Here is a 23,869-nt window from a genome sequence, read left to right on the forward strand (position 1 = left end):
CAGCAGCGATCCCACTCGGCCTGGATTTATTTAGTTTCGCTAAGTAACTCTTTAGGTCTGTAGTCACGGTCAAACTTTGCGAGGCAGGGAGCTCTAAATGTGGAAGCGACTAATTCGACTGATCGGCGAATCTTTGAAAAGTGGCGACGGAACATTGCGGCTCGTCGTCGTCATGGGCACAGGAGTGCTCGCCGCGATCACCCTCGGCTTCGCCGGCCTCGGCGTCGCGGTCGCAGCCAAGCTCGCCGGCCTGCTGTGAGGGGTCGGGATGTTGCATCACCTGGGGTGCGGTAACAACGTTATTCCGCCGTGACGCAGCGCGGACCGCCCCTCGCGCAGCTCACAGCAAGAGATCACTTGCACCGTTATCGTTCCGTGATCTAATGTTGGTGGCGCCTCCGGCGTGCCTGGAATCTCTGGCCCCTCACTCGTCCGCCCCGCCGCACTGCCCCCTGCGGCGGGGCGTTCGCATGTCCCCCTTGGGAGGTGAGCGCATGGCCGAGCCGATCACCGACCGCGACCGCGAGGCCGTTCGCCGCCTGCACGCCGAGGGCAAGTCCCGTAATGCCATCGCCCGGGAGATCGGGCGCGGCGCCGCCACCGTCTCCAAGATCGCGAACGAGCTCGGCCTCACCTTCGCCGGCGGCGCCCGCGTCGCCGCGGCTACCGAGGCACACCGGGCAGACGCCGCCGCACGGCGCGAGCAGCTCGCCGACGAGGCCCTCGACGGCGCCCTCGGACAGGTCGCCAAGACCACCGCGGCCGAGTCCGCCCGCGACGCCCGCGACCACGCCACCGCCGCCCGCGCCCTTACCGAGGTGCACGCCCGCGTTGCCGAGCTCGCCCGCCACACCGGCACAGGGAGCAGTGGCGCCTCGATGCTCGACCGCCTCGCCGACGCCCTGCTCGGGAGTGCGGGAGGTGACCGCGAGGGGGTGTGATGACTGGCCCCCTGCCGCTCTCCGACAAGCAGCTCGACTCGATCCGCCACGCCACCCGCCGTATCAACATCTGGCATGGCAGCGTCCGGTCGGGAAAGACCATCGCGAGCCTTGTGCGCTTCCTGCTCGCACTGCGCCGCGCGCCCGCCTCGGGGCTCGTCGTCATCGTCGGGCGCAGCTTGCAGACGATCGAGCGCAACTGCCTCGACGTCCTCGCCGACCCCCTGCTGTTCGGCGACGTCGCCGCCGAGGTGCACCACACCCGCGGCGCCACAACCGCCGTGATCATGGGGCGGGTTGTGCACCTCGTCGGCGCCTCGGACGCACGGGCCGAGGGACGGCTGCGTGGCATGACCGCCTCGCTCGCCTACTGCGACGAGGTCACGCTGCTGCCGGAAGCGTTCTTTCGGCAGTTGCTCGCCCGGCTCTCGGTTCCGGGCGCGATGCTGATCGGGACCACGAACCCCGACTCGCCTAAGCACTGGCTGCGGACCGAGTACCTCGACCGCGCGCACGAGCTCGACCTCGTCGACTTTCACTTTCAGCTCGCCGACAACCCGAGTCTTTCCGAGGCGTATGTCGCCTCGCTCGCCGCGGAGTTCACCGGCTTGTGGCGCCGCCGCATGATCCTGGGCGAGTGGGTCGTCGCCGAGGGCTCGATCTACGACGCGTACGACGAGCAGCGGCACGTCGTCGACGAGCTGCCGGCGATGCGTCGGTACTGGCTCGGCATCGACTACGGCACGAGCAATCCGTTCTCGGCGATCCTGCTCGGCCTCGGCGTCGACGACCGGCTGTACGCCGTGAGCGAGTGGCGCCACGACGCGCGCGCCGCACACCGGCAGATGACCGACGCCGCGTACTCCCGTGCCGTGCGCGACTGGCTCGACGAGCTCGACGTCGTCCCCGAGTGGACGTTCGTTGACCCGTCGGCCGCTTCCTTCCTCGTGCAGTTGTGGAGCGACGGACACCCGGGCGTGACCCGGGCCAGTAACAACGTCCTCGACGGCATCCGTTCCGTGTCCGTCGCCCTCGACTCCGGGCTGCTGCGCATCCATCGCTCGTGCGAGGGGCTGCTCGCCGAGCTGCCCGCATACGTGTGGGACGAGACAGCGGCGGCCCGCGGCGAGGACAAGCCCGTCAAGAAGGACGACCACAGCGTCGATGCCGCCCGCTACGTGATTCATTCCACCGCGCACGAGTGGCGAGGGCTGCTCACCACCGCCGCGTAAGCGATCCACCTCTGCCCCGGCCGCGCCCCGCTGGGGCCCCGGGGCTTTGCCATGCCCAAGGGGGCGCACCATGCGTGATTGGACCGACCGGTTCCTCGACAAGATCCGCGACGCCGAGGGCGGCTGCTGGGAGTGGACCGGGCACGTCAAGCCCAACGGCTACGGGCAGGTTCGGATCAACCGGCGCCCGCTGCACGCGCACCGCGTCGCGTACGAGGCGCTGCGCGGCACCGGGCCGACCGCCCGCAACGCGAGGCGCACGCATTGCGTACGTGGCCACCGGTTCGACGCCGCGAACACCTACGTCACCCCGAGCGGCGCCCGCAACTGCCGGACGTGCTGCGCCGAACGCAAGCCGACCCGACGCGACAGACAGGGGGTGACGCGTGCCCCTGCCTGCCAACGGCGCCCCTTGGCCGCCGCCTGAACTGGCCAAGCTGTACGCCGAGATACGGGTCGATGATGCGTGGTACAGCGGCGATCACGACAAACTCGCCGCGGTCTATCGCGACAACGTCCTGCGCAAGGACGGGCGGCGCCGGCTGTGGGCGCGCGACCGCAACGTGCACCCGGGCAAGCGCGACACCCGCCTGCACATCCCGCTCGCTGGCGACATCGCGACCGCGAGCGCGGACCTGCTGTTTTCGGAACCGCCGACGTTCACCGTCGCCGACACCGCGGCGCAGGACCGGCTCGACGAGATCGCCGACGCCGACGGCATCGCGAACACCCTGATCGAGGCCGCCGAGGTCGCGTCCGCTCTCGGCGGCGTCTACATGCGGGTTACCTGGGATCGCGCGCTCGCCGACCGGCCGCTGCTCACCGTCGTGCACGCCGACGCCGCCGTGCCCGAATGGCGCTGGGGCCGACTCGCTGCGGTGACGTTCTGGCATGAGCTCGCCTCGGACTCCGCCACCGTATGGCGCCACCTCGAACGGCACTCCCCGGGCCGCGTCGAGCACGCGCTCTACCAGGGCAGTCCCGACCGGCTCGGCGTACGCGTGCCGCTCACCGAGCACCCCGAGGTCGCCGCCCTCGCCGACTCGCTCGGCCGCGAGGGCGACTCGATCGAGACTGGTATCGATCTGCTCACCGCCGCCTATGTCCCCAACATCCGCCCGAACAGGCGCCACCGCGGCTCACCGTTCGGGCGGTCGGACTTCGGCGCTCCGTTGTATGACCTGTTCGACGCACTCGACACGACATGGTCGAGCTGGATTCGTGACCTGCGGCTCGCCCGCGCGCGGCTGCTCGTGCCCGACGGGTATCTGCGCGATCACGGGCCGGGCCGCGGCGCGAGCTTCGACGACGACCGCGAAATCTGGCAGCTCTTGAACATCCCCCCGACCGAGGGGGGCGGTATCACGCTGTCGCAGTTCGAGATCAGGGTCGCCGAGCACGCGCAGACGGCCGAGGCAATCACCCGGCAAGCGGTGCGCAGCGCTGGCTACTCGGCGCAGACGTTCGGGCTCGGCGATCAGGTCGCCGTCACCGCGACCGAGGTCAAGGCGCGCGAGCGGCGCAGCATGACCACCCGCGACAAGAAGGTGCGCTATTGGGCACCCGCCGTCGCCGACATGCTGCACGTCCTGCTCATGCTCGACCGGGCCCTGTTCACCCCAAGCCTTGTCGTCGAGCGACCCCAGGTCGAGTTCGCCCCCGCCGTAAGCGAGGACCCGTCCAGCACTGCACAGACCCTCGCCCTGCTGTCTCAGGCCGAGGCCGTCAGCACCGAGACCAAGGTGCGCGCGCTGCACCCGGATTGGGACGAGACCGCAGTGCGCGAGGAGGTCGACCGCATCCTCGCCGAGTCCGGCCGCACCGTACCGGACCCCATGCAGGCCGGCGCCCTCGTCTGACCACGCGATAGGGGGCGCCGTGCCGATCCACCCCGGAATGGCCGAGGATCTCTCGGCCGGCGTACGCGATCTCTACGCCGACGCCGAGCTGCGGCTGCTGGAGATCACGGCGCGGCAGCTCGCCGACGGGTTCGATGCCCCGGGGTGGGCTGCGGCCAAGCTCGCCGCGGTGCAGCCGTTGCGGCGCGCGGCGCAGGCCGTTGTCGACGCGCTCGCGTCGGCGATGCAACTCGAAGTGTTCGACGCGGTTGCCGAGGCGTACAACATCGGGGCCCGGGCCGGGCTCGCCGAACTCGGCGCCCTGTCCGACGCCGACGCCCGCCGCGCCGCCGAGGTCACCCCGAACACGAGGGCTGTCGACCGGCTCGCCGCCGAGACCGTGCAGCTTGTCACCGCGACGCACCGCGGGATTCTGCGGGCGGTCGAGGACATTTACCGGCGCGTGGTCGCCGCCGTCTCTGGTACTCCACTGCTCGGCATCGACACCCGTCGGCAGGCGACGCAGCGCGCGGTGCAGCAGTTCACCGACCGCGGGATCGGCTCGTTCACCGACAAGGCCGGCCGCACGTGGTCGATGACCACCTATGCCGAGATGGCCGTGCGTACTAGCACGGGCCGCGCCGCCGTCGAGGCGCACGCCGACCGGCTGCGCGCCGCCGACCTCGAGCTCGTCGTCGTCTCCGACGCCCCGCACGAGTGCCCGCTCTGCGCTCCCTGGGAAGGGAAGATCCTCGCGCTCGATGGGCCCGACGGCGCCCGGACGATCGAGGCCGAGCACGCGATCGACGACGGCCGCACGGTCCGCATCCGCGTCGCCGGATCGCTTGACGAGGCGCGACGGCAGGGGTTGCAGCACCCCAACTGCCGCCACAGCGTCTCGGCGTTCCTGCCCGGCGTGACCGTGCTCCCCGTCGAGCAAGCGCAGGACCCCGACGGGTACGAAGCATCACAGCGGCAGAGGGCGATCGAGCGCGCCATCAGGAAATGGAAGGTGCGCGCCGCCGCTGCGGTCGACCCGTCCGCCAAGCGGCAGGCCGAGGCACGCGTGCGCGGGTGGCAGCAGAAGATGCGCGAGCATCTCGCCGCACACCCCGAGCTGCGCCGCAAGCGCGAGCGCGAGGCCATCGGCGCTGGGAACCTCCCCGCGGGTCGGCCCGCCCCGCCCGCCGACGCCATCGAGGCCGCGCGGCTGCGCGCGGGCGACGAGCGCACCCCGGGCGAGATGAGCGACGAGCAGTTCGCCGCCGCGTTCCGATCCGGCGTCCTCGGCCAGGGCGACCGAGACCGGGCCGAGGCCGAGCTCGACCAGCGCGACGAGCAGGCACTGCTCGACCGCATCCGCCCCGGCGGAGTCCTCGCCGACGACCTGACCGCGTTCTCTGACCGCGAGCTCGCCCGCGTCCTCGATCACCTCGACGACGAGCAGGTGCTGCGCGTCATGGCGGAGATGGACCGGCGCGACGTCGCCGCCACGCTGCCCGAGGTCCGCTCCGACCTTGTCGGGCTGTCCGACGAGCAGCTCGCCCACCGCGCCCGGATCGCCACCGAAGCAGCCGAGTTCGCCGCGCTCGCCGCCGAGGCCGACCGCCGGCAACTGCTCGCCGCAGTCTTCCCTGGCGGACAACTCGCCGCTGATCTCTCACCGTTCGGCGACGAGGTGCTCGCGTGGGCGGTCCGCTACGCGCGCCCCGACGAGGCCGCCCGGATCGCCGCCGAGTTCGACCGCCGGTACCCCATCACCCCGCCCGCCATGGCCGCGGGCGCGACCGTCGGCGACTACCTCGCCAACCGGGCCGCCCTCGACGAGGCCCTGCGGCCCGTGCCGCTCGATCACCCGCAGCCCGCGGACCCCGACGAGTGGGGCGCCTACGGCGCCGACATCACCGTCGGCCCGGACGGCACCGAGCACATGTCCGCCTCGGAACGCTGGGCATACGAGCGGGAGCTCGCCGACCGCGAGGCACAGATTGCGTACACCCGCGAGGAGATACGCGAGATGTACCGCGAACACGTTCACCTGCAAGTGCTCGCCGCCGAAGACTACACCCGCGGGAACATGCTCAACCGCCGGGCCGAGGCCGCCGGCATCGACCCCTACAGCCTGTTTTCCGGCCCCGCGCACGTGGCGTACGCCCGCGCGTCCGAGGACTTGATCAGGTTCTGGGAAGAGGTGAGCCCCCGAGTCACGCTCGCCGAGTTCACCGAGCAGGTAACCGGCGTCCGCAGCGATGCTGCGGAGACCGCCCGCCACGCGCGCGAAGACCAACGCCGCAAGTTCTGACAGGGGGTGTCCGTGACCATCCGCGAGTCCGCCGTGCGGGCGCAGGAAGCCGGCCGCGCCGCGGCACGCTCGGGCCGCCCGCCGACAGCCTGCCCCCACAAGGGCCGCAGCGACCGCGAGGTACTACTGCGTGCCGCATGGGTCCGCGGCTATGCCAAATCTCGGGAACTGCTTCATCCGTCGATGTAGAGGAATCCGTCACCGCGCAAAAATTCCTCGTACGTCTCAACGACCGGACCGTCGAATAGCGGAACCTCGAAGTCAGACCGTACGGCGTGTTCCATCCGCATATTGGAAGACGCTGGGGGCCGCCTCGGAATGCGGCGGGTCACCATGTACGCCATTTCGTCTGCGAATTCAGGAGCTGGTGACGCGTCAATGCGTTCGAGGCCAATCTGCGGGTTCCTCTGCTTGTTGGCTCTGCGGATCGCCCCGTCGGTGAAGCCCGACGCCGAGTAGAAGATCCCGCGCTCAGCCCCTAGATCGAGGAGCTTACCGACGAACCCATCAATCATCTCGATAGTGACTTTGCGCGTATGGCACTTCGTCTCGGCAACAACACGCATCGTTTGACCGGCAATCGCCCCCTCGGCCAACGCGTCGATCTGCCGTGGAACCCCGCTGATGTGGCCAACGATTGTCTCATCGTGCCTGACGGAAGCATTCGGATCGAGCGCGGCCAAGAGCGCAGCTATTCGCTTTTCGTAGGCGCGCCAAAACACCTCTTTATCCGGCTTTCGCCGGACCCGTCGAGTCGTCACAACGCCGACTCTATCGCCACTCGTCCCAGAGGAGTCATGAATGCCCGACATGGACCCGCCCGCGCAGACCGGCGAACAGAACCCCGATCCTGACAACTCCAACGCGACCACCCCACCGCCCCCGGGACCGGCCGCCGCCGCGCAGCAGCGCGAGACCGCCCTCACCGCGGAGCGCGACGAGCTGCGCGCCGCCCTCGACGCGGTGAACAAGGCACTCAACGCCGACGCCGAGCAGGGCGAGCAGGACCCCGCCGCGCTCGCCGCCGCCGTCGCCGACCGCGACAAGCAGCTCGGCCAGGCCGCCGCCGATCTGCGCTCGGCCCGCGTCGAGCTCGCCGCCTACAAGGCAGCCGGCGAGCAGGGCGCCCGCGCCGACCGCCTGCTCAACTCCCGCTCGTTCCTCGCCGCGCTCGCCGAACTCGACCCGGACGACGTCAAGTTCGGCGAGCGGCTCGGCGACGCGATCAAGTCCGCCGTAGAGGCCGACCCCGATCTGTACCGCGCCGGCCCGAGTGGCCCTGTGCGAGGCGGCGCCGAGTTCAACGGCGCCCCCACGGGCGAACGCCGCGCCGCCACCTTGCACGACGCCGTCGCCGCCCGCCTGAGCGGCGCCTGACCACAGGAGAACCGATTTGCCTACCTCCCTCGTCGAGGCGCGCAACAACGCGCAGGACGACCTCGACGTCAACGTGATCGACGAGTTCCGCAAGAGCTCGGACATCCTCGACCGGATGACGTTCGACAACGTCGTTTCCCCGACTGGCGGCGACACCCTGACCTACGGGTACCGGCGCCTGATCACCCAGCGCTCGGCCGACTTCCGCGCGCTGAACACCGAGTACACGCCCGTCGAGGTGCAGACGCAGCGCTACACCGTCGACCTCGTGCCACTCGGCGGTAGCTTCCAGATCGACCGCGTGATCGCCCGTATCGGTCCGGCCGCCTCGGGCGCCGTCACGCTCAACATGCAGCAGCTCATCAAGGCATCGCGGGCCCGGTTCGCCGACGCCGTGATCAACGGCGACAAGGCGGTCGAGACGAACGGGTTCGACGGACTCTCGAAGATCCTCACTGGCAGCTCGACCGAGTACCTGCCGCTGAGCAACGGCGTCGCCGCGGGATTCGTCGACTGGACGGCGATCAACGACAAGGCCGCCGCGCTCGCCGCGCAGACCCACATCGACAACTGGCTCGCTGCCATGGACGACACCCCCAACGTCATCTACGGCAACCGCAAGACGCTCGCGCTGTTCAAGCGGATCGCCGCCTGGTGCGACCAGATCGACAAGACAACCGACGCGTTCGGCCGCCCGGTCACCGCGTACAACGGAATCCCGCTCGTCGACCTCAAGACCAAGGCCGGCAGCAACACCGACGTGATCGGCCTCGTCACCCGCGACCCCGACGGCGCCGGAACCGGCGGCAACGTGACCGGCCTCGGCGACCTGTACGCGGTCCGCTACGGCCTCGACGGCTTCCACGGCGCCTCGGTCGGGGGCGGCGCCCCGCTGGTGAATACGTGGCTTCCGGAGTTCGACCGCGCGGGCGCCGTCAAGACCGGCGAGGTCGAAATGGGTCCGGTGGCCCCCGTGCTCAAGGCCACCAAGGCCGCCGCCGTGTTCCGCAACATCAAGAGCGCGTGAGGTGACCGTGACGACCGTGCGCATCACCGCCCCAGTGTCCGGCTTCACCGGGGAGGGTCCGGGCGGACTGCCGTTCGTCGACGGCACCGCCACCACCAGCGACCCGGCGATCATCGGGTACTGCCAGGGAGCCGGGTACACCGTCGAGCCCCTCGACGACGACCCGCCGGACGACGAGTCCGCCACCGAGCCAGACGGCCCGTCCGACACCAAGTCGACGGGCCGTTCTGCTGCCCGCACCAAGAGGGGGTGATCTGTGGCGCGGCAGCCCTACGCCACCCCCGAGGCCCTCGCCGCATGGCTCGGCACCCCCGCACCCGCGGGCGCCGAGCGGATGATCGCACGGGCCTGTCAGGACATCGACTCGGCCCTGCTGACAGCCGTCTACCCGGTCGACGAGGACGGCGACCCGACCGACCCGGCGGTCGCCGCCGCACTGAGCGACGCCGTCTGTGCGCAGGTCGAATACTGGATCGCCACGGGGGACGACGGCACAGGGGCCAGCGGCGTCTGGGACTCCGTCTCGATCGGCCCCGTGTCCCTGTCCGGGCGCGGCAAGAGCTCGTCGGCGACGGCCGGCGTCGAGCTCGCCCCGCGCGCCGACCGCGCGTTGCGCCGCGCCGGCCTCACCCCGGGACGGGTGATCGCATGGTGAGCCTGCCCGCGTTTCTGCTGCGGCACCGGATCACCATCGAGCCGTACCTCGGCGACTCCGCGTACGGCCCCCAGTACGGGCCCGCGGTCGCCGACGTGCCCGTGCTCGTCGCCGAGTCCGTGCGCCAGGTCCGCGCGGCCGACGGCCGCGAGGTGACCTCGACCGCTCAGGTCATCGCCGCCCCGGACCTCGACTGCCCGGCCGGCTCCCGTCTCACCCTGCCGACCGGCCGCACCACGACCGCGCTCTCGGTCGCCCGCCATACCGCCCCGGGACTCCCCGTCCCCGCCTGCTGCGAGGTGATGTGCGAATGAGTCCGCAGCGCTCCCGGCTCCGACTCAACGGCGACGCCGTGCTGCGCGGCACCCGCGCGGGCGCGCTGCGCGGACTGCTGCTTGGCGCCGAGCACGTCCTCGCCGAGTCCCGAAAGCTCGTGCCGATCGACGAGGCGACCCTCGAACGGTCCGGAACCGTGTCGGTCGACGAGCAGGACCTGACGGCCGCCGTCTCCTACGACACGAAATACGCGGTCAGGCAGCATGAGGAACTCGGATACCGGCACGCCCCCGGGCGGTCCGCGAAGTACCTCGAACGGCCGATGACCAGCGAGGCGACGACGGTCGCCGCGCTGATCGCCGCGCAGCTTCGGCGGTCGCTGCGTGGCCGCTGACCTGCTCGACGCGCTCGCCCGATACCTCGACGAGCAGGGTCTGCTCACCTACGACCCCGACGGCGTCGCGGGCGACACGTTCATCGAGACCCTTCCCCCCAAGCCGGCCGAGGCGGTCGGCCTCTGGCTGTACGACTCGGGCGCCCCGGACGCACGCAACGGCTACGAGACCCGCTCTGTGCAGGTGCGCGTGCGCGGCACCGCCGACCCGCGCGTATCGCGCCGCCGCTGCGAGGCGATCTACGGCGCACTGCACGGGCTCGCCGGAATCCAACTCCCCGCCGATGGACCGTGGTTGGTCCTCGCCGCAGCCCGTGCCACTCCCGCCCCGATGGGCACCGACGCGAACGGCAGACACGAGCACGTGCTGAACCTCGCCGTCGACGTCACCAACCCCACCCCACACCGCAGTTAAGGAGGTACCCCGTTGGCGTCGCGACCGATTGACGCACGGGGCTGGATCTTCGAGGTTCGCGACGCCGAGGCGACCACCGAGACGTGGCTGCCGATCGGCCTGCTCACGAGCTGGAACCGCAATGAGTCCGAGAACGAAGAGACGGCCGACACCACGACCAACGACAGCGAGGGCTACTACTCGCAGGACGTCATGCAGCGAGGCGCCATAATCGAGGTAGAGGGCCTGTACGCGCAGGTCACCTCGGGCACCCCCGACCCCGGGCAGGCGTACATCGACAACGAATGGGCCTACCGCCTCGGCGCCGACTCCCAGAACGAGATCCGGTGGCGGCACAAGACGCAGAGCGTATGGGTCATCTGGGACGCGACCGTGACCCCGGGCGAGCAGTCCGGCGGCACGAACGACAAGACCTCGTGGGGCGCGACGTTCACGCGCTGCGGCAAACCGCGCACGGCTCCGGTCGCCGGTGGTGGTACGACGTGACCGACAACGCCCGCGCCCTGGTCGCACAGCACGAGAGCGACGTCGCCGACTTCGACGCGTTCTTTTCCGAGCAGGCCGAGCAGCGCGAAGGGGTGCCGCTCAAGCTGTACGGCCGCGAGTACCGCCTGCCGACGTCGCTCCCCCTGCTGTTCACCCTGCAAATGGAGCGGCTCAAGGACTCCGCCGACCCCAACGACATCCGCAAGATGCTCGCCTCGCTGTTCGGCCCGGACGCGCTCGACGAGTGGGCCGCGCGCGGCATGACCGACCGGCAGCTCGGCGTCGTCCTCGTCTGGTCGACCGCCAACTGCCGCCGCCCCGGCTCGGTCTCCATGGCCGAGGCCGCCCGCCTGTACGACGAGCGCGAGGGCGCCACGACGGGAAAAGCAGCACCGAACCGGGCCGAGCGCCGGGCCAAGAGCAAGGGGAAGGGGAAGCAGCCGGCGAGCTCTGGCAGGCGGTAATCCGCCACTGGGCCGCGGTCGAGTCCGACCTCGCCCGCGAGTACCACCTCGACGCCGAACAGCTCGCCCGCCTGTCCACCCGTCGTTTCCTCGTCCTGCTCGGCGGACTGCCCGCCGAGAGTGCGTTCGCCCGCCTGTGGCAGCGCACGCCCCGCGCCGTGACCGACCCCTCAGAGATCGCACGACTCACCGGAGTGTCTATCGATCACTGACAACTGAATAGCGCGGCCAAGGGAGGTGAGCTCCCTTGGCACTCACCATCGGCGAACTCGTCGGGTTCATCGACCTCGACGACAGCGGCGCCCGGCAGGGTGTCGCCTCGGCCGAGGGCGCGCTGCGCGACTTGCAGCGCGGCACGGATGGCAGGCTGCGCGATCTGCGCGGCCGGTTCGTCGCCGAGTCCGCGGCGATGGGCGCCGCCCTCGGCGACGAGGTCGGCGAGGGCTCCGAGCGTGCCTCGGGGCGCCTGGCCCTGGTCGGCAAGGCCGTTGCGGGAATCGGCGTCGGTCTGCCCGCGGTCGCCGCGGTCGGCGTCGCGATCGGCGGACTCGCCGCCGGCGCCGTCGCCGCGCAGGCCGCGGTCAAGGCGTTCACCCTCGCCGCCGGACCGCAGCTCGAACAGGTCACCTCGGCCTACGACCTGTACACGGCGGCGCAGGACGCCGCGGCCAAGGGCGGCGAAGAGGCCGCCGCCGCACAGCAGGCGTATCAAGACGCGCTCGCCAAGATGCCGCCCGCGACGCGGGCGACGGCCGAGTCGTTCATCGGACTGAAAGAGGACGTCAAGTCCTGGTCCGACTCGCTCAGCAGCACCACAATGCCCGTCTTCACCAAGGGCATTGAGCTGCTGCGCGACCTGCTGCCGACCCTGACCCCGTTCGTCAAGGGCGCGGCAGCGGCGTTCGGCGACTTCCTCGACGAGGTCCGCGCCGGCGTCGAGTCGGCGCCGTTCAAGCGGTTCGCCGCCGACATGGGCGAGGCCGCCGGCCCGAACCTCGCCAACTTCCTCGACGTTCTCAAGAACGTCGCTATCGGGTTCGCCGGCATCCTGTCGGCGTTCCTGCCCGTCTCGACCGGCATGTCGGGCGGGCTCGCCGATCTCTCGGCGCGGTTCGCGGAGTTCGGGCAGAACCTCGGCGACTCCGAGGGGTTCGCGAACTTCCTCGACCTCGCTCGCACTGGGGCGCAGACCCTCGGCAACCTCGGCGGCGCCGTCCTCGACCTGCTCGTCGCCCTCGGCCCGCTGCTCGGCACAACCGCCCTGCTCGTCTCCGTGTTCGCGCAGGTCATCTCGGCCGTACCGACTCCGGTCCTCACGGTCCTCGCGACCGTCATCACGACCGTAACGCTCGCGGTCAAGGCGTGGACCCTGTGGCAGAACGTCTCGGCCACGGCCACGCGCGCGTGGGCAGCGACGCAGGCCGCATGGAACGCGGTCATGGCCGCCAACCCGATCGTGCTCGTTGTCGGGCTGATCGCGCTTCTCGTCGCCGGCGTCGTCCTCGCCTACCAAAAGAGCGAAACGTTCCGGCAGATCGTTCAAGCTGCCTGGTCCGGCATCCAGACGGCCGCATCGGTCGCCTGGGGGATCTTGAAGGCGGCGTTCGACGGCATCGTCGGCGCGGCCGGTTGGGTGATCGACTTCGTCAAGGCCAACTGGCCGACGCTGCTCGCGATCCTGACCGGACCGATCGGGATCGCGGTCGGGCTGATCGTCAAATACTGGGACAAGATCAAGTCCGGCTTTTCGTCCGCCTGGTCCGCCGTGCGCACGCTCGGCTCGGACGGCGTCAAGTGGGTCGCCGGGCTCCCGGGGCGCATCGTTTCGGCACTGGCGAGCCTCGCCTCGAAACTCTGGAACGTCGCGACGGCCGCGTTCCGCCGCTTCAAGGACGGTCAGGTTCAGCTCGCGCTCGCCGCCGTCGACTGGCTGCGCGGACTGCCCGGCCGCCTCGTCTCCGCCGTCGGCTCCCTCGGCTCACTCCTGCTCGGCAAAGGCAAAGACGTAGTCCGGGGCCTATGGAACGGCATCAAGTCCATGGGCGGGTGGATCAAGGACAAGCTGATCGGCTGGGCCAAGGACATGATCCCCGGGCCGATCGCTCGGGCGCTCGGGATCAACTCGCCCTCGCGCGTCATGGCTCGCGACGTGGGCCGCTGGATTCCCGCTGGCCTGGTCCGCGGCATCGAGGGCGGACAGAACGCCGTCGACCGCACCATGCGCCGGCTCGTCACCCCGCCCGCCGTCCCCGCCCTGCCGCAGCTCGCCGCCCCCTTCGGGGCGGGCGGAACAGCGTTCGGGCCGAGCGGGCGCGGCGCCTCGGTCCACATCGAGCACTGGCACGGCGGCGAGCAGACCCCCGAGCAGAACGCCGCCGCGCTCGCCTGGCACATGAAGCAGAGGGGGTGATCGTGGCCGCCGGCGACAAGGTCACCCAGCGCGGACACGTCCAGTTCGGCGACGAGCTGCTCATCGGCCCCGGCACCCCCTACCGGTGGCGCTCCCTGACCGGGTGGGAGGAACTCCCCGCCCTCGACTCCGGAAGCGTCAACCGCGCCGACGGACACGGCAGCTACCCCGGACACCTGCTCGCGCAGGCGCGCACGATCACGCTCGACGACATGGTCGTGCGCGCCCCGTCCGGCACCATCGGCGCCGCCGTCCGCGCGCTGAACACCGCGACCGCCCCCGGCGACGACGAGCAGCCGCTCGTCGCGTGGATCGACGAGCGCGGCCCCCTGCTCGCCTACGCCCGTGTGGTGCGCCGCGCGATACCCGTCGGCAAGGGCTACGCGCTCGGCACCGTCACCGGAGCGGCGATCCAGTGGGAGGCATCCGACCCACGCCGCTATGCCCTCGTCGAGCAGCAGGCCGAGACCCGCCTGCCGATGCCCGAGCCGGGCCTCAACTGGCACGTCGACCCCGGCCCCGAGGCACTGACCTACCCGCTCGCATTCGGCACCCCGGGCAGTACCGGCACGGTCACCGCGACCAACGACGGCGACGCCCCCTCGCATCCCCTCGTGCGCTTCCGGGGCCCCGTCGAACTTCCGTCCATCACCAACCTGCGCACGGGCGCCGTCCTCGAATACGACATCGCCCTCGCCGCTGACGACGAGCTGCTCGTCGACACCGCGGCCGGCACGGTCACGCTCAACCGCACCGCCTCGCGCCTCTACACCGCGACCGCCCGCAGCGTGCCCGAGCCGCTGTTCACCCTCGCCCCCGGCGCCGCCTCGCTCACCTTCCGCGCGGCCCCCGGATCGAGCGACCCGCGCGCCGCCTGCTCGCTCCGGTGGCGCTCTGCCTACTGGTAAGGAGGACACCCCGACGTGACCGTGCGCGCCGGATGGCTGCTGCCCAACGGGCAGACCAGAGAAGACACCCGCCTCGCACCGCTCGGCACCATGGCGCCCGAGTCCGCCGTGACATCCCGCGACGGCGTGATCGCCGGCGGCGACCCGCTCAAGGCGACCGGCGTCGCCGCCATGCAAGTGCAGATCAGCACCGGCCGCGCCCTGGTCCAGGGCACCACCGCGCAGGGCGCCTATCCCGTGGCCGTGACCTCGCCCGAGACGCTCACCGTCGGCGACGGGAACGCGCAGTACACGCGGATCGACTCGGTAGTGCTCAAGGTCTACGACGGTCTGTACGACACGAGCGAGCAGACCGCGGTCGCCGTCGAGATCGTCCAAGGCGCCGCCAACGCGACGCCGAGTCCGCCGACCCTGCCCTCGGCCTGTCTGCGCCTGTGGGACATCACGGTTCCAGCGGGCGCCTCGGCCGGTACCGGCGGGATCACATGGGAAAGCGCGCTCGCCGACCGCCGCCGCTACACCGCGGCGTACGGCGGGATCATCCCCCGCGGCTGGGGACTGTCGTTCGCGGGCGCCTACCCGGGCCAGTACCGCGACAACGGAGCCGGACTCGACCGCTGGGACGGTACGGCGTGGCAGCCCCTCGAACCGTCCGTCGGGTGGACCGCCGTAACGCTCGCCTCCGGATTCACCAATAACGGCAATGCGCAGGGCACCGTGCGGTACCGGCGCATCACGATCGCCGGCGTTCCGTTCCTGCAACTCCGCGGCGGCGTGTCGTGGGCGACGTCCGGCTCGATCCCCAACTCGGGAAACCTGCTCGCCGCGGTGCTGCCCGCCAACTGCCGCCCCGCCGCGCTCACGTCCCTGCCGATCGCGGCCGGCGGCGTCGACATCAAGCTCGACGCCCAGACCAGCGGACAACTGCGCCTCATCAGCAGCTCGGGCGTGACCACTTGGGCCGCTCTCTCCGGAGTGCAGTACCCGCTCGACGCATAGAGGGGGTGAACCGTGGCCGCCCCCATGTACCGGGCGCTGCTCTGTGATCTGCGATCCGATCAAGTCCTCGACGCGCTGCCGCTCACCGACGTATCGCTCGACGACTACATCGGCAAGACCGGCTCGGCGAACGTGACCGTCCCGCTCCCGAACCGGCAGATCGCACAGCGGGCCCGTGCCGCAGTCGAGCCGGGTCGCACCGCTCTGTGGATCGAGCGCGGCCCCGAAATCTGGTGGGGCGGCGTCGTCTGGACCGCCAACGTCACCAGCAACGACCGAGGCTTTCTCGGTCTCCAGATCGGTGCCGGCGGATGGGCGAGCTACCTCGACCACCGGGTCGTCTTCCACACCCAAGAGGCAAAGGGCACCGATCAGCTCGACATCGCCCGCGGCCTGGTCGCCTATGCACAGTCTGTGGAAGGCGGCGACATCGGCATCGAGTTCGGCACGGAAGTCTCGGGCGTCCTACGGGATCGCACCTACCGCCGTCATGACCAGCCACGCATACGCGAGCTGCTCGACCAACTCAGCGCAGTCGAGGACGGATTCGAGTGGCGCATCATGTCGTACCGCGACCCGGGCAGCGGCCGGCGCATCAAGCGGTTGCAGCTCGGCTCGCCAGTCATCAGGGCCGGAACGAGCGAGATCGTCCTCGACCGCCCCGGGCCGATCACGTCGTACGGGTGGCCGATCGACGCGAGCGTGCAGGCGAACGCGTGGCAGGCGAGGGGCGCCTCGGACAACCGCAACCAAGCCGCCGAGTCGCTGCCGCTGCTGTCCGATGTGCTTGTCGCCGACGAGGACATCGCCGCCGGCTGGCCACGCCTCGACGGCACCGCCGACTACTCCACGGTGACCGAGCAGGCCACCCTCGCCGCACACGCCGTCGCGGACCTGGCCGCCGCCCGCCGACCGCGGACCATTCCCGAGATCACCGTCGCACTCGACCGCGTCCCTCTGTCCCCGGCCTTGCTCGGGGCAACGGTCCGCGTACGCATCCGCGACGACTGGTTCGCCGAGGGCCTCGACGAGCGGTACCGCGTCGTCGGCCTCGCGATCTCCCCACCCGTGCGCGGCCGACCCGAAACCGCAAAGCTCTACATGGAGGCTACCTAGTGGCTGCTGTACCGCTCGATCTGCTCGACCGTATCCGCGCCCTCGAACGGCAGGTGCGCGAGCTCACCGGACGGGCGCAGATGCGCCCCGCACTGAATGAGGTACTGCACGGCGACGTCGTGATCGGCGAGGGCGGACGGTTGATCGCCATGGCGCCGAACGGCAACCGCATCTTCATGACCGGCGAGACCCCGGCGGGTGACTGGGCCGTCGGCATCGCCCGCCCCACGGACGGCACCGCCGCCCTCACCGTCGGCGACGAGAATGCCGCCGGCGCCGGACAGATGGTCCGCATGTGGAACCGCGACCAGGGCAACCGCGACGTGATCGTGATGGATGACGCGTTCTCCGAGCGCTTCCTCGGCCGCCCCTGGATACCCATCGGCCTGTACCCGACCGCGCGGCAGTCCTATACCGGCACCGCCTATGAGACCGCGTGGTGGGGCGCGAGCCCCGCACACAACGCGGTCGCCGTGATCGTCGTGTTCACTTACGCTGGCACGGGTGGCGGACAGGTGAAGGTGATCATGACGCCTTCCGGGGGCAGCGCGAGGACCCTCGCCGAGTACGACGTCCCCGCGAACACGTGGACGCAGCGCACGATCGAGGCGCCCCTCGACGGCGTCGAGTTCCTGCAATCCGTGACGTGGGACGTCAGCCACCGCGCCAAGAACAGCGGCGTCAACGTCGAGACACGCCTCTACCGGGCCTACACCCGGAACACCTTCACCGCCGACGAGGCGCCCGACACCCCCGCACGCACGGCCACCACAGCAGCAGCGGCACAAGACCCGCTCAGCGTTCCGGCCGCGTCGTTCGCCGACAGTCCGCCGGCCGCCGTCGACGAGCCGGGACTGCGCACCATCGACGACTGACAAGGAGGCGCCCTCTTTCGTGCTGCCCGAGAACATCCCGAGTGTCACCGTGCGCGGACGGTTCCTCGACCCCTCCGGTCGCCCCCTGTCCGGCGCCGTCACCTTCCGCGCCCCCGCGCAGCTCACTTTCCCGCAGTCCGACGTGATCCTCGGCGGCCCCGTCGTCGCCCAGCTCGACGCGCAGGGATCGATCGAGGTCACGCTGCCCGCGACCGACGCCCCCGACATGGACCCGTCCGGGTGGGCGTACATCGTCGCCGAGCAGCTCGCCGGAATTCCCGTCGGCCGTACGTACAACATCCTGCTACCCAAGGCGCAGCCTCTCGTCGACCTCGCCGACATCGCGCCGACCGACCCCTCGAAACCGAACTACGTCGGCGTACCCGGCCCCAAGGGCGACACCGGACCGGCCGGCGCCCCCGGCTCACGGATCTACACCGGCAGCACCCCGCCCGCCGCCGACCTCGGCGTCGACGGCGACCTCTACATCAGGTACGAGACGGCGACCGTGCTCGGCGTGACCAGTACGACCGTCACCACCTGGCAGCGCACCACCGGATCGTGGGCGCAGCTCGGCGGCGAGGTGCGCGGCGCCGCGTGGTACGTGAACAACGGCAGCACCTCGAGCACCGGCACCAGGGCGGGCGACTTGCTGCTGCGCACCGATACCGGTGACGTCTACCAGAACGGCGGATCGGGTTGGGGAACTCCCCGCGGGAACCTGCGCGGCCCCAAGGGCGACAAGGGCGACCCCGGGCCGGCCGGCGCGACCGGTGCCCCGGGCGTCATCCAGTCCGTCAACGGCAAGAGCGCCGCCGACATCGTCCTCGCCGCGGCCGACGTCGGCGCCGTAGCCAATAACGGCGGATACAGCCGCACCGACGGAACCCTGCACGTCGTCTACGCCGGTACCGGCGCCGACGTGTTCAAGGCTTCCAACGCCGATCAGTCCGCGTACACCGCCGTCAACAAGAGCGCCGAGCTCGTCTCGAACACCGCTGCAAAGGTCAAGAACCTGACCGTCGGCTCGGTCACCAACTACGGCGCCGGCGATGACGGAATCTTGGCCGTGGCCAACGCCGCCACCGCCCCGAGTAGCAGCCACCCGTCCGGGGCCCTGGTGTACGCCGAGGGCGGGGCGCTTAAAGTACGGCAGTCCGACGGCACGACGTTCACTGTCGGCGCTGGCGGCACGGGCGCGGTCGCGTCCGTCAACGGCAAGACCGGCGCCGTCGTGCTGAACGCCGCCGACGTCAGCGCCGAGGCCGCCGGAACCACCGTCCTGCTCACCGGGAACCAGACGATCGCCGGATCGAAGACGTTCAGCAGCGTTCCCTCGTCGAGCGCGGCACCGACCGCCGACAACCACCTCGCCCGGAAAAGCTACGTGGACGCGCTCGGCGGGGGCGAGTGGCGCGCGTCCGACTTCGGTCTGCTCACGTGGGCATTCGACCCTGCCGTCGGGCACTCCGCCCCGCTCTACCCCGGATCGGGCCCGATCCGCGTCACTGCCGTCTACCTGCGGTCGGCGGCGTCCGTGACGAAAATCGTGTGGCACTTCGGCGGATACGCGGGCGGACTCACCACGGGATCGTGGGCCGCGCTCTACAACTCCGCCGGAACCAGGGTCGCGCAGACCGCGGACCTGTCGACCGCAAACGCCGAACCGGCCGAGGTCCACAACGCGGGCGGGGCGACCGTCTCGGTCCCGCTCACCGCCGCCTACTCTGCCGCCGCCGGCCTGTACTACGTCGCGTGGCGCTTCCAGTACAACACCAGCACGGGCGACGGCCCGATGATGCTCGTTGCCGAGAGCTCGTTCGGCTCCCCGCCCAATGTCTTCGGTCTGACCACCGTTCGCCGGTTCGGCTCGTACGCGACCGGCGCCGCAACGGCGCCCGCGTCGCTCACCCTCAGCTCGATGGAGAACGGCAGTAATCGATTCTGGGCCGCGCTCGCCTAGACCGCCCGCCCATTCAACGCCCCGCGCCCTCATGGCCCGGGGCTTTTCTCATGCCCGAGGAGGGCCCTTGCAGTTCGTGACCCGCGCCCAGTGGGGCGCCCGTCCCTCCCGATACCCGCTCACCTACATAGGCAGCACGCGAGGGGTGAAGATCCATTACGAGGGCACAGCCGTGCCTGTGTCCCTCGCCCGCCCCGAGAATCACGGGCAGTGCGCGGCCCGCGTCCGCGCGATCCAGGCGAGCCACCTCGCCAACACCAAGGAGAACTACTCCGACATCGCATATAACGCGATCGTCTGCCCGCACGGCCACGTGTTCGAGGGCCGCGGCGCCCACAAGAAGACCGGCGCCAATGGGAACAGCTCGCTCAACTCCGCGCACTACGCCGTGTGCGCCATGCTCGGCGACTCAGGTCTGACCACCCCGACCGACGCGCAGCTCGCCGGCCTGCGCGACGCCGTCGAGTGGCTGCGCAAGAGCGGCGGCGCCGGCGACGAGATCAAGGGACACCGCGACGGATTCGCGACCGCCTGCCCCGGACCGGCGCTGTACGCGTGGGTCCGGAAGGGCGCCCCGCGCCCCGGTGGCACCACGCAGCCCAAGCCCAAGCCGTCGGCGTACGAGCCATTCCCGGGGGCCGACTGGTTCAAGAGGAACCCCCGCTCGCCGATCGTCACCGCCATGGGGCGGCGCCTGGTCGCCGTCGGCTGCTCCGCCTACCGCGAGGGCCCCGGCCCTCAGTGGACCGAGGCCGACCGCCAGTCGTACGCCCGATGGCAGCGCGACCTCGGCTACCGCGGCGACGACGCTGACGGGTGGCCCGGCCGCGCTTCCTGGGACGCGCTCAAGGTCCCCAAGGTCTGACCCGACCGCCCCGCCCCACGGGCCGCCCGCACACCGCTCGCAGCCCGTTCCCCTTCTCTACGGAACGAGGTACCTCCCATGACCGACGCCGCCCGCCGCACCGTCCGCACCGCCGTGCAGACCGTGCTCGCCCTCGCCGCCGGCGCCCCGCTCATCATCGACGCCGCCGACATCCCGCAGACCGCGACCGGGGTCGGCGTCGTGCTCGCCGTTGCCGCGGGCATCACGCGCGTGATGGCCCTGCCTGTCGTCGACGGCCTGCTGCCCCGGTGGCTGCGCACCGCATCGCACCGCGACGACGAGCTGCTCGCCCTCGACCGCACAGATAAGGGGGCCGCCGAGTGACCGACCCCTCGCCGTCTGATGTCGCCCTCGAACTTGAGCGACTCCGCGGCGCGGTCGAGGCAGGGTTCGCCCGCCTCGACGGACGGCTCGACCTGCTCACCCAGCGGCACGACCAGACCGACGAACGGCTCGACGAGCTCGAATCGCGTGTCGACGCACTCGAAGATCGCCGATGGCCCCTGCCGAGCATCGGCGCCGTGACCGGCCTCGTCGGCGTAACCGCGGCCGTGATCTCCCAACTCCGATAATCAGCGCAGTGCCCCCGTTCGTCGGCTCCGTGCCGACGAACGGGGGCACTTTGTCGTCTGTGCGCCCTCACGGAAACTACAACGAAGCTACCCCGCTGGGGTGAGCATCAGCGTCTGCTGCACAGGCACCCCAAAACTCAGGATTTCTTTCTCCGGCGAATCAATTTGCATGAGCGCCTTTTGTGCGGCAGCAGCAAGCGCGCGGGCAAGCAGCGGCGGGACAGCATTGCCGATCTGCTTAAGCATCTGCCATTCGCTCGTCTGGAAAACGAATCCATCATGGAAGGATTGCAAGCGTGCCGCTTCGCGGACAGTGATCCATCGCTGGAACTTCGGATGGACCCATTCAGACATGTCGCGATGCATTTGCGCGAGAATGGTGTAGGCAGGCTTGTCCGGGTGTAGACGCCGCCACTTCTCCGGGCGCGCGCCGTTCCAGATTTCTTTAGGGAGAGAGTCAGCCTTGGCACCCGGAGCCAAAAGGGAGATCAGGTTCTTGCGACGCTCCTGGATCTCCTTAGTGTGATGATTAAAGAGCGCCTTAGTTCCGCCAGCCACCTTGAGCTTGTATTCCTTGCTGTACCAGCGGCCATCGCGGTCGATCCGCATCTCATCCAGAACGGGACTTGCCGCCCGCGACCTGGGATAGCTGACCGGCTCGTAATGAACGGCGGTAGATTCCGGAATATCGCGAATCGCATCATTGACCGTAGATTCCGGAAGCTTCTCCCCTTCGAGCGTCGCTTCAAGGAATGCCTGAGCATCCATTCCGAGGTCCAGGCCGTCGCGAACGCCGAAGAAGATGGCCCTACGCCGTAGCTGCGGAACCCCAAAATCACTCGCAGCAACAACGGCAACGCCGCAGTTAGAGTATCCGGCCTCAGCGAACGCGGCGAGCACTTCCCTCTTGAATCTCCCCTTAGCAAGCAGCAGCATGTTAGGGACATTTTCCATCAGGAAAACCTTCGGGCGGAGCTCCTTCAGTATGCGCACATATTGTGCGTAAAGCTCATTCCGCGGGTCATCAAGAATGCGCGTACCGATCTGACTGTATCCCTGGCACGGCGGCCCTCCAAAGAGCATGTCAATGTTGCCGCGCTTAACCCCCTCAAAGCGCGCACGCTCCTCCCGCCAAACCTCCGAAGACTTGTTCAGGAAGTCGTGAACATCCCCTTCAAAGAGGGGCACTTCAGGAAAGTTGTGCCGGTACGTGACCGCCGCAAACCGGTCCATCTCGACTGCTGCCTCAACTGAGAAACCTGCCAGACGCACCCCCTCACAGAAGCCTCCGCAGCCCGAGAACAGCGAGACGGCCCGGTACATCGACATGCCTTCCACCCTTCGTTGCTGCCCAGACCGTAGCCGTTCCGGCCGGACGAAGCCCACATCTTAGCTGTACACCGGCGAATGTGACTTATATTCCGTGGTTCTCAATGCGGCATCGGTCTACGGTTCAGTGCGTGCTCGACCTGCGATCATCCTTCGGGCTCGCCGTACGAGAGGCGAGAGTTCAGCTCGGTTGGTCGCAGGAGCGGCTGTCGGTCGAGTCAGGGCTCGACCGCACCTACGTGAGCGGGTTGGAGCGGGGGAAGCGAAACCCGTCCCTACTGACGCAAGCGCGGCTCGCCGATGCCCTCGGCACACCCCTGTATGTGTTGGTTAAGCAGGCCGAGGAGAGTGCGAGTGCCGTTCGCCTTCAGTCAGGTTGAGACCAAAGCTCTGAAGGAAGAGGATCGCTGCATCACAGATCTGCGCGATGCCCCGATCCGAAACAGGACTACAAAGTTCCGCCTCGCACAGCAAAACATGCTCGCCTACACATTCCCATCTTTCATTCCAGGGTTCGCCGCCGCCGGCATCAACAACATGCCGTATGCCGAGATCATCTCCCGACCGCTGGAGAACGCCAAGGATGAGGGCAAACTCCTATACGATGTCGACTTCTCGGTGTCCTCTTCGGCTGAGGCAAAAGTAGCCGGCGATATTTTTGAGATCGTATCGTCCGCAGTCATGTGGAATGCAGCAGCCTGGTGGAATAGGTATATGATCGGCGGCGCATGGGGAGTAACCCCGAGGTACGCGAAGCCTAAAACTCAGCCTTCACCATCGCGCCAAGTGGCTGTGCTAAATCTGCCACGGGATTACGACTGGGTTCAGCTCCTGGTCCCCGAAGCACGAGACAAGATTTCAGAAATCCGAAACGGGCTCGGCGACAAGAGTCTTGGGCTCCCCACATCAACACCAGACCTTGCCGTGGTCGTGGTCCCGGAAGAGCTTCGAGGGCTCGATCTCTGGTCTACCCCGCTCCCAAACTTGAACCATCCCGCCCAGTCAGAGCTTAGAGAAGCCCACAAGCTCGTCCAGGGGCGTATTGAACCTGGCGAAATCATCCTTGCAGTCGCCTTCAAGAAAAGCCTTCGCAGCGACAGGCTGTATCAGCCTCTCTACGAGGCCAATGTGATGCAGCTTCTCCTCGAAGGAAGGCTGGGAGCCCCGCGCGTCGAGTTCGAGGTGCACACGCTTGCCCCCGAGGGGACAGACGCATTTAACACATATACAGCAGCCTCGCTCTACGCGGTCGCCGAAGACCGGCCGGATATACACCGTGCAGTTCGCGAGCTTTACATTCCGGCCACAGCTTCGGACATGGTGCAGCGCCTGTTCGGATTCCTGAATGAGCGAATGGCATTGGTTACGCCGTAAGAAGTCCACACCGGAACTTGGCTTAGCGCA

The 23,869-nt window shown here is 69.4% G+C and carries 29 protein-coding genes; 27 read left to right on the forward strand and 2 right to left on the reverse strand.

The genetic code is table 11. From position 1 onward, the window contains the following. Positions 1–97 precede the first annotated feature (97 nt). The 7 genes from EV567_RS27805 (at position 98) to EV567_RS28475 (ending at position 6,502) form a co-directional block, all read left to right on the forward strand. Complete coding sequence (locus EV567_RS27805) at positions 98–259, forward strand: hypothetical protein (RefSeq protein ID WP_165430350.1); 162 nt, start codon at positions 98–100, stop codon at positions 257–259. A 235-nt stretch (positions 260–494) separates the two neighbouring features. Continuing rightward, on the forward strand, positions 495–941 hold the full coding sequence (locus tag EV567_RS11155) for a helix-turn-helix domain-containing protein (RefSeq protein ID WP_130438748.1): 447 nt from the start codon (positions 495–497) through the stop codon (positions 939–941). After that, positions 941–2,173, forward strand: coding sequence for a PBSX family phage terminase large subunit (locus EV567_RS11160; protein WP_130438750.1), 1,233 nt, complete (start codon positions 941–943; stop codon positions 2,171–2,173). Before EV567_RS11155 ends, EV567_RS11160 begins: the two co-directional genes overlap by 1 nt. A gap of 70 nt (positions 2,174–2,243) precedes the next feature. Continuing rightward, positions 2,244–2,600, forward strand: a complete 357-nt coding sequence (locus tag EV567_RS11165; RefSeq protein ID WP_130438752.1) for a hypothetical protein — start codon at positions 2,244–2,246, stop codon at positions 2,598–2,600. Next, positions 2,560–4,032, forward strand: coding sequence for a phage portal protein (locus EV567_RS11170; RefSeq protein WP_130438754.1), 1,473 nt, complete (start codon positions 2,560–2,562; stop codon positions 4,030–4,032). Before EV567_RS11165 ends, EV567_RS11170 begins: the two co-directional genes overlap by 41 nt. 37 nt (positions 4,033–4,069) lie before the next feature. Next, on the forward strand, positions 4,070–6,313 hold the full coding sequence (locus EV567_RS11175; protein ID WP_130438756.1) for a phage minor capsid protein: 2,244 nt from the start codon (positions 4,070–4,072) through the stop codon (positions 6,311–6,313). Positions 6,314–6,346: 33 nt separating this feature from the next. Beyond that, on the forward strand, positions 6,347–6,502 hold the full coding sequence (locus EV567_RS28475; RefSeq protein WP_347400489.1) for an Rmf/CrpP fold protein: 156 nt from the start codon (positions 6,347–6,349) through the stop codon (positions 6,500–6,502). Here the strand turns inward: EV567_RS28475 and EV567_RS11180 are convergent. After that, complete coding sequence (locus tag EV567_RS11180; RefSeq protein ID WP_165430351.1) at positions 6,487–7,074, reverse strand: restriction endonuclease; 588 nt, start codon at positions 7,072–7,074, stop codon at positions 6,487–6,489. The two genes, EV567_RS28475 and EV567_RS11180, sit on opposite strands and share 16 nt — an antisense overlap. A gap of 40 nt (positions 7,075–7,114) precedes the next feature. On the opposite strand from EV567_RS11180, the gene EV567_RS11185 reads away from it, so the two are divergent. The 18 genes from EV567_RS11185 to EV567_RS11270 all read left to right on the forward strand — a co-directional run bounded on the left by EV567_RS11185 (position 7,115) and on the right by EV567_RS11270 (position 21,136). Next, entirely contained in the window at positions 7,115–7,690 is a 576-nt protein-coding gene (locus EV567_RS11185; protein ID WP_130438760.1) for a hypothetical protein, read from the forward strand. 16 nt (positions 7,691–7,706) lie between these two features. Then, positions 7,707–8,717 carry a major capsid protein gene (locus tag EV567_RS11190; RefSeq protein WP_130438762.1) on the forward strand — a complete coding sequence of 337 codons (1,011 nt, stop codon included), beginning with the start codon at positions 7,707–7,709 and terminating at the stop codon, positions 8,715–8,717. 1 nt (position 8,718) lies between these two features. Beyond that, the gene (locus EV567_RS11195) at positions 8,719–8,970 is read left to right on the forward strand and encodes a hypothetical protein (protein WP_130438764.1); all 252 of its coding nucleotides are present in this window, start codon (positions 8,719–8,721) and stop codon (positions 8,968–8,970) included. Positions 8,971–8,973: 3 nt separating this feature from the next. Next, the gene (locus EV567_RS11200; RefSeq protein ID WP_130438766.1) at positions 8,974–9,372 is read left to right on the forward strand and encodes a hypothetical protein; all 399 of its coding nucleotides are present in this window, start codon (positions 8,974–8,976) and stop codon (positions 9,370–9,372) included. Beyond that, entirely contained in the window at positions 9,366–9,686 is a 321-nt protein-coding gene (locus EV567_RS11205) for a hypothetical protein (protein WP_130438768.1), read from the forward strand. The genes EV567_RS11200 and EV567_RS11205 overlap by 7 nt, the downstream gene beginning before the upstream one ends. Continuing rightward, positions 9,683–10,042, forward strand: a complete 360-nt coding sequence (locus EV567_RS11210; protein ID WP_207228735.1) for a hypothetical protein — start codon at positions 9,683–9,685, stop codon at positions 10,040–10,042. Before EV567_RS11205 ends, EV567_RS11210 begins: the two co-directional genes overlap by 4 nt. Then, entirely contained in the window at positions 10,032–10,457 is a 426-nt protein-coding gene (locus tag EV567_RS11215) for a minor capsid protein (RefSeq protein ID WP_130438773.1), read from the forward strand. Before EV567_RS11210 ends, EV567_RS11215 begins: the two co-directional genes overlap by 11 nt. Positions 10,458–10,469: 12 nt before the next feature. Next, complete coding sequence (locus EV567_RS11220) at positions 10,470–10,943, forward strand: phage tail tube protein (protein ID WP_130438775.1); 474 nt, start codon at positions 10,470–10,472, stop codon at positions 10,941–10,943. Next, positions 10,940–11,407, forward strand: coding sequence for a hypothetical protein (locus EV567_RS11225; protein ID WP_130438777.1), 468 nt, complete (start codon positions 10,940–10,942; stop codon positions 11,405–11,407). The genes EV567_RS11220 and EV567_RS11225 overlap by 4 nt, the downstream gene beginning before the upstream one ends. Positions 11,408–11,654: 247 nt before the next feature. Next, positions 11,655–13,817: a hypothetical protein gene (locus EV567_RS27935; protein WP_130438779.1), complete on the forward strand. Its 2,163-nt coding sequence runs from the start codon at positions 11,655–11,657 to the stop codon at positions 13,815–13,817. A gap of 2 nt (positions 13,818–13,819) precedes the next feature. Beyond that, positions 13,820–14,725 (forward strand): phage distal tail protein, encoded by a 906-nt coding sequence (locus tag EV567_RS11235; protein WP_242620756.1) that lies wholly within the window; start codon positions 13,820–13,822, stop codon positions 14,723–14,725. A 15-nt stretch (positions 14,726–14,740) separates the two neighbouring features. Beyond that, on the forward strand, positions 14,741–15,724 hold the full coding sequence (locus tag EV567_RS11240; protein WP_130438781.1) for a hypothetical protein: 984 nt from the start codon (positions 14,741–14,743) through the stop codon (positions 15,722–15,724). A gap of 24 nt (positions 15,725–15,748) precedes the next feature. Then, entirely contained in the window at positions 15,749–16,840 is a 1,092-nt protein-coding gene (locus EV567_RS11245; protein ID WP_130438783.1) for a hypothetical protein, read from the forward strand. Beyond that, positions 16,840–17,715 carry a hypothetical protein gene (locus tag EV567_RS11250; RefSeq protein WP_130438785.1) on the forward strand — a complete coding sequence of 292 codons (876 nt, stop codon included), beginning with the start codon at positions 16,840–16,842 and terminating at the stop codon, positions 17,713–17,715. The genes EV567_RS11245 and EV567_RS11250 overlap by 1 nt, the downstream gene beginning before the upstream one ends. Before the next feature lie 19 nt (positions 17,716–17,734). Then, positions 17,735–19,678, forward strand: a complete 1,944-nt coding sequence (locus EV567_RS11255) for a hypothetical protein (RefSeq protein ID WP_130438787.1) — start codon at positions 17,735–17,737, stop codon at positions 19,676–19,678. A 67-nt stretch (positions 19,679–19,745) separates the two neighbouring features. Next, entirely contained in the window at positions 19,746–20,543 is a 798-nt protein-coding gene (locus EV567_RS11260) for a peptidoglycan-binding protein (protein WP_130438789.1), read from the forward strand. Between the two features lie 78 nt (positions 20,544–20,621). Beyond that, a complete protein-coding gene (locus tag EV567_RS11265; protein ID WP_130438791.1) occupies positions 20,622–20,888 on the forward strand; it encodes a hypothetical protein in 267 nt (88 codons plus the stop codon). Next, entirely contained in the window at positions 20,885–21,136 is a 252-nt protein-coding gene (locus EV567_RS11270) for a hypothetical protein (protein ID WP_130438793.1), read from the forward strand. Before EV567_RS11265 ends, EV567_RS11270 begins: the two co-directional genes overlap by 4 nt. An 87-nt stretch (positions 21,137–21,223) precedes the next feature. Here the strand turns inward: EV567_RS11270 and EV567_RS11275 are convergent, their stop codons facing one another. Beyond that, a complete protein-coding gene (locus EV567_RS11275) occupies positions 21,224–22,465 on the reverse strand; it encodes a DNA cytosine methyltransferase (RefSeq protein ID WP_207228737.1) in 1,242 nt (413 codons plus the stop codon). Between the two features lie 104 nt (positions 22,466–22,569). Between EV567_RS11275 and EV567_RS28480 the strand changes: the two genes are divergently transcribed. Then, the gene (locus tag EV567_RS28480; protein WP_130439529.1) at positions 22,570–22,845 is read left to right on the forward strand and encodes a helix-turn-helix transcriptional regulator; all 276 of its coding nucleotides are present in this window, start codon (positions 22,570–22,572) and stop codon (positions 22,843–22,845) included. Then, a complete protein-coding gene (locus tag EV567_RS11285) occupies positions 22,820–23,839 on the forward strand; it encodes a Cfr10I/Bse634I family restriction endonuclease (protein WP_165430353.1) in 1,020 nt (339 codons plus the stop codon). The genes EV567_RS28480 and EV567_RS11285 overlap by 26 nt, the downstream gene beginning before the upstream one ends. Positions 23,840–23,869 lie beyond the last annotated feature (30 nt).

It is taken from the genome of Streptomyces sp. BK239 (genome assembly GCF_004217285.1).
In the GTDB taxonomy this organism is placed as follows: Bacteria; Actinomycetota; Actinomycetes; order Streptomycetales; family Streptomycetaceae; genus Streptomyces.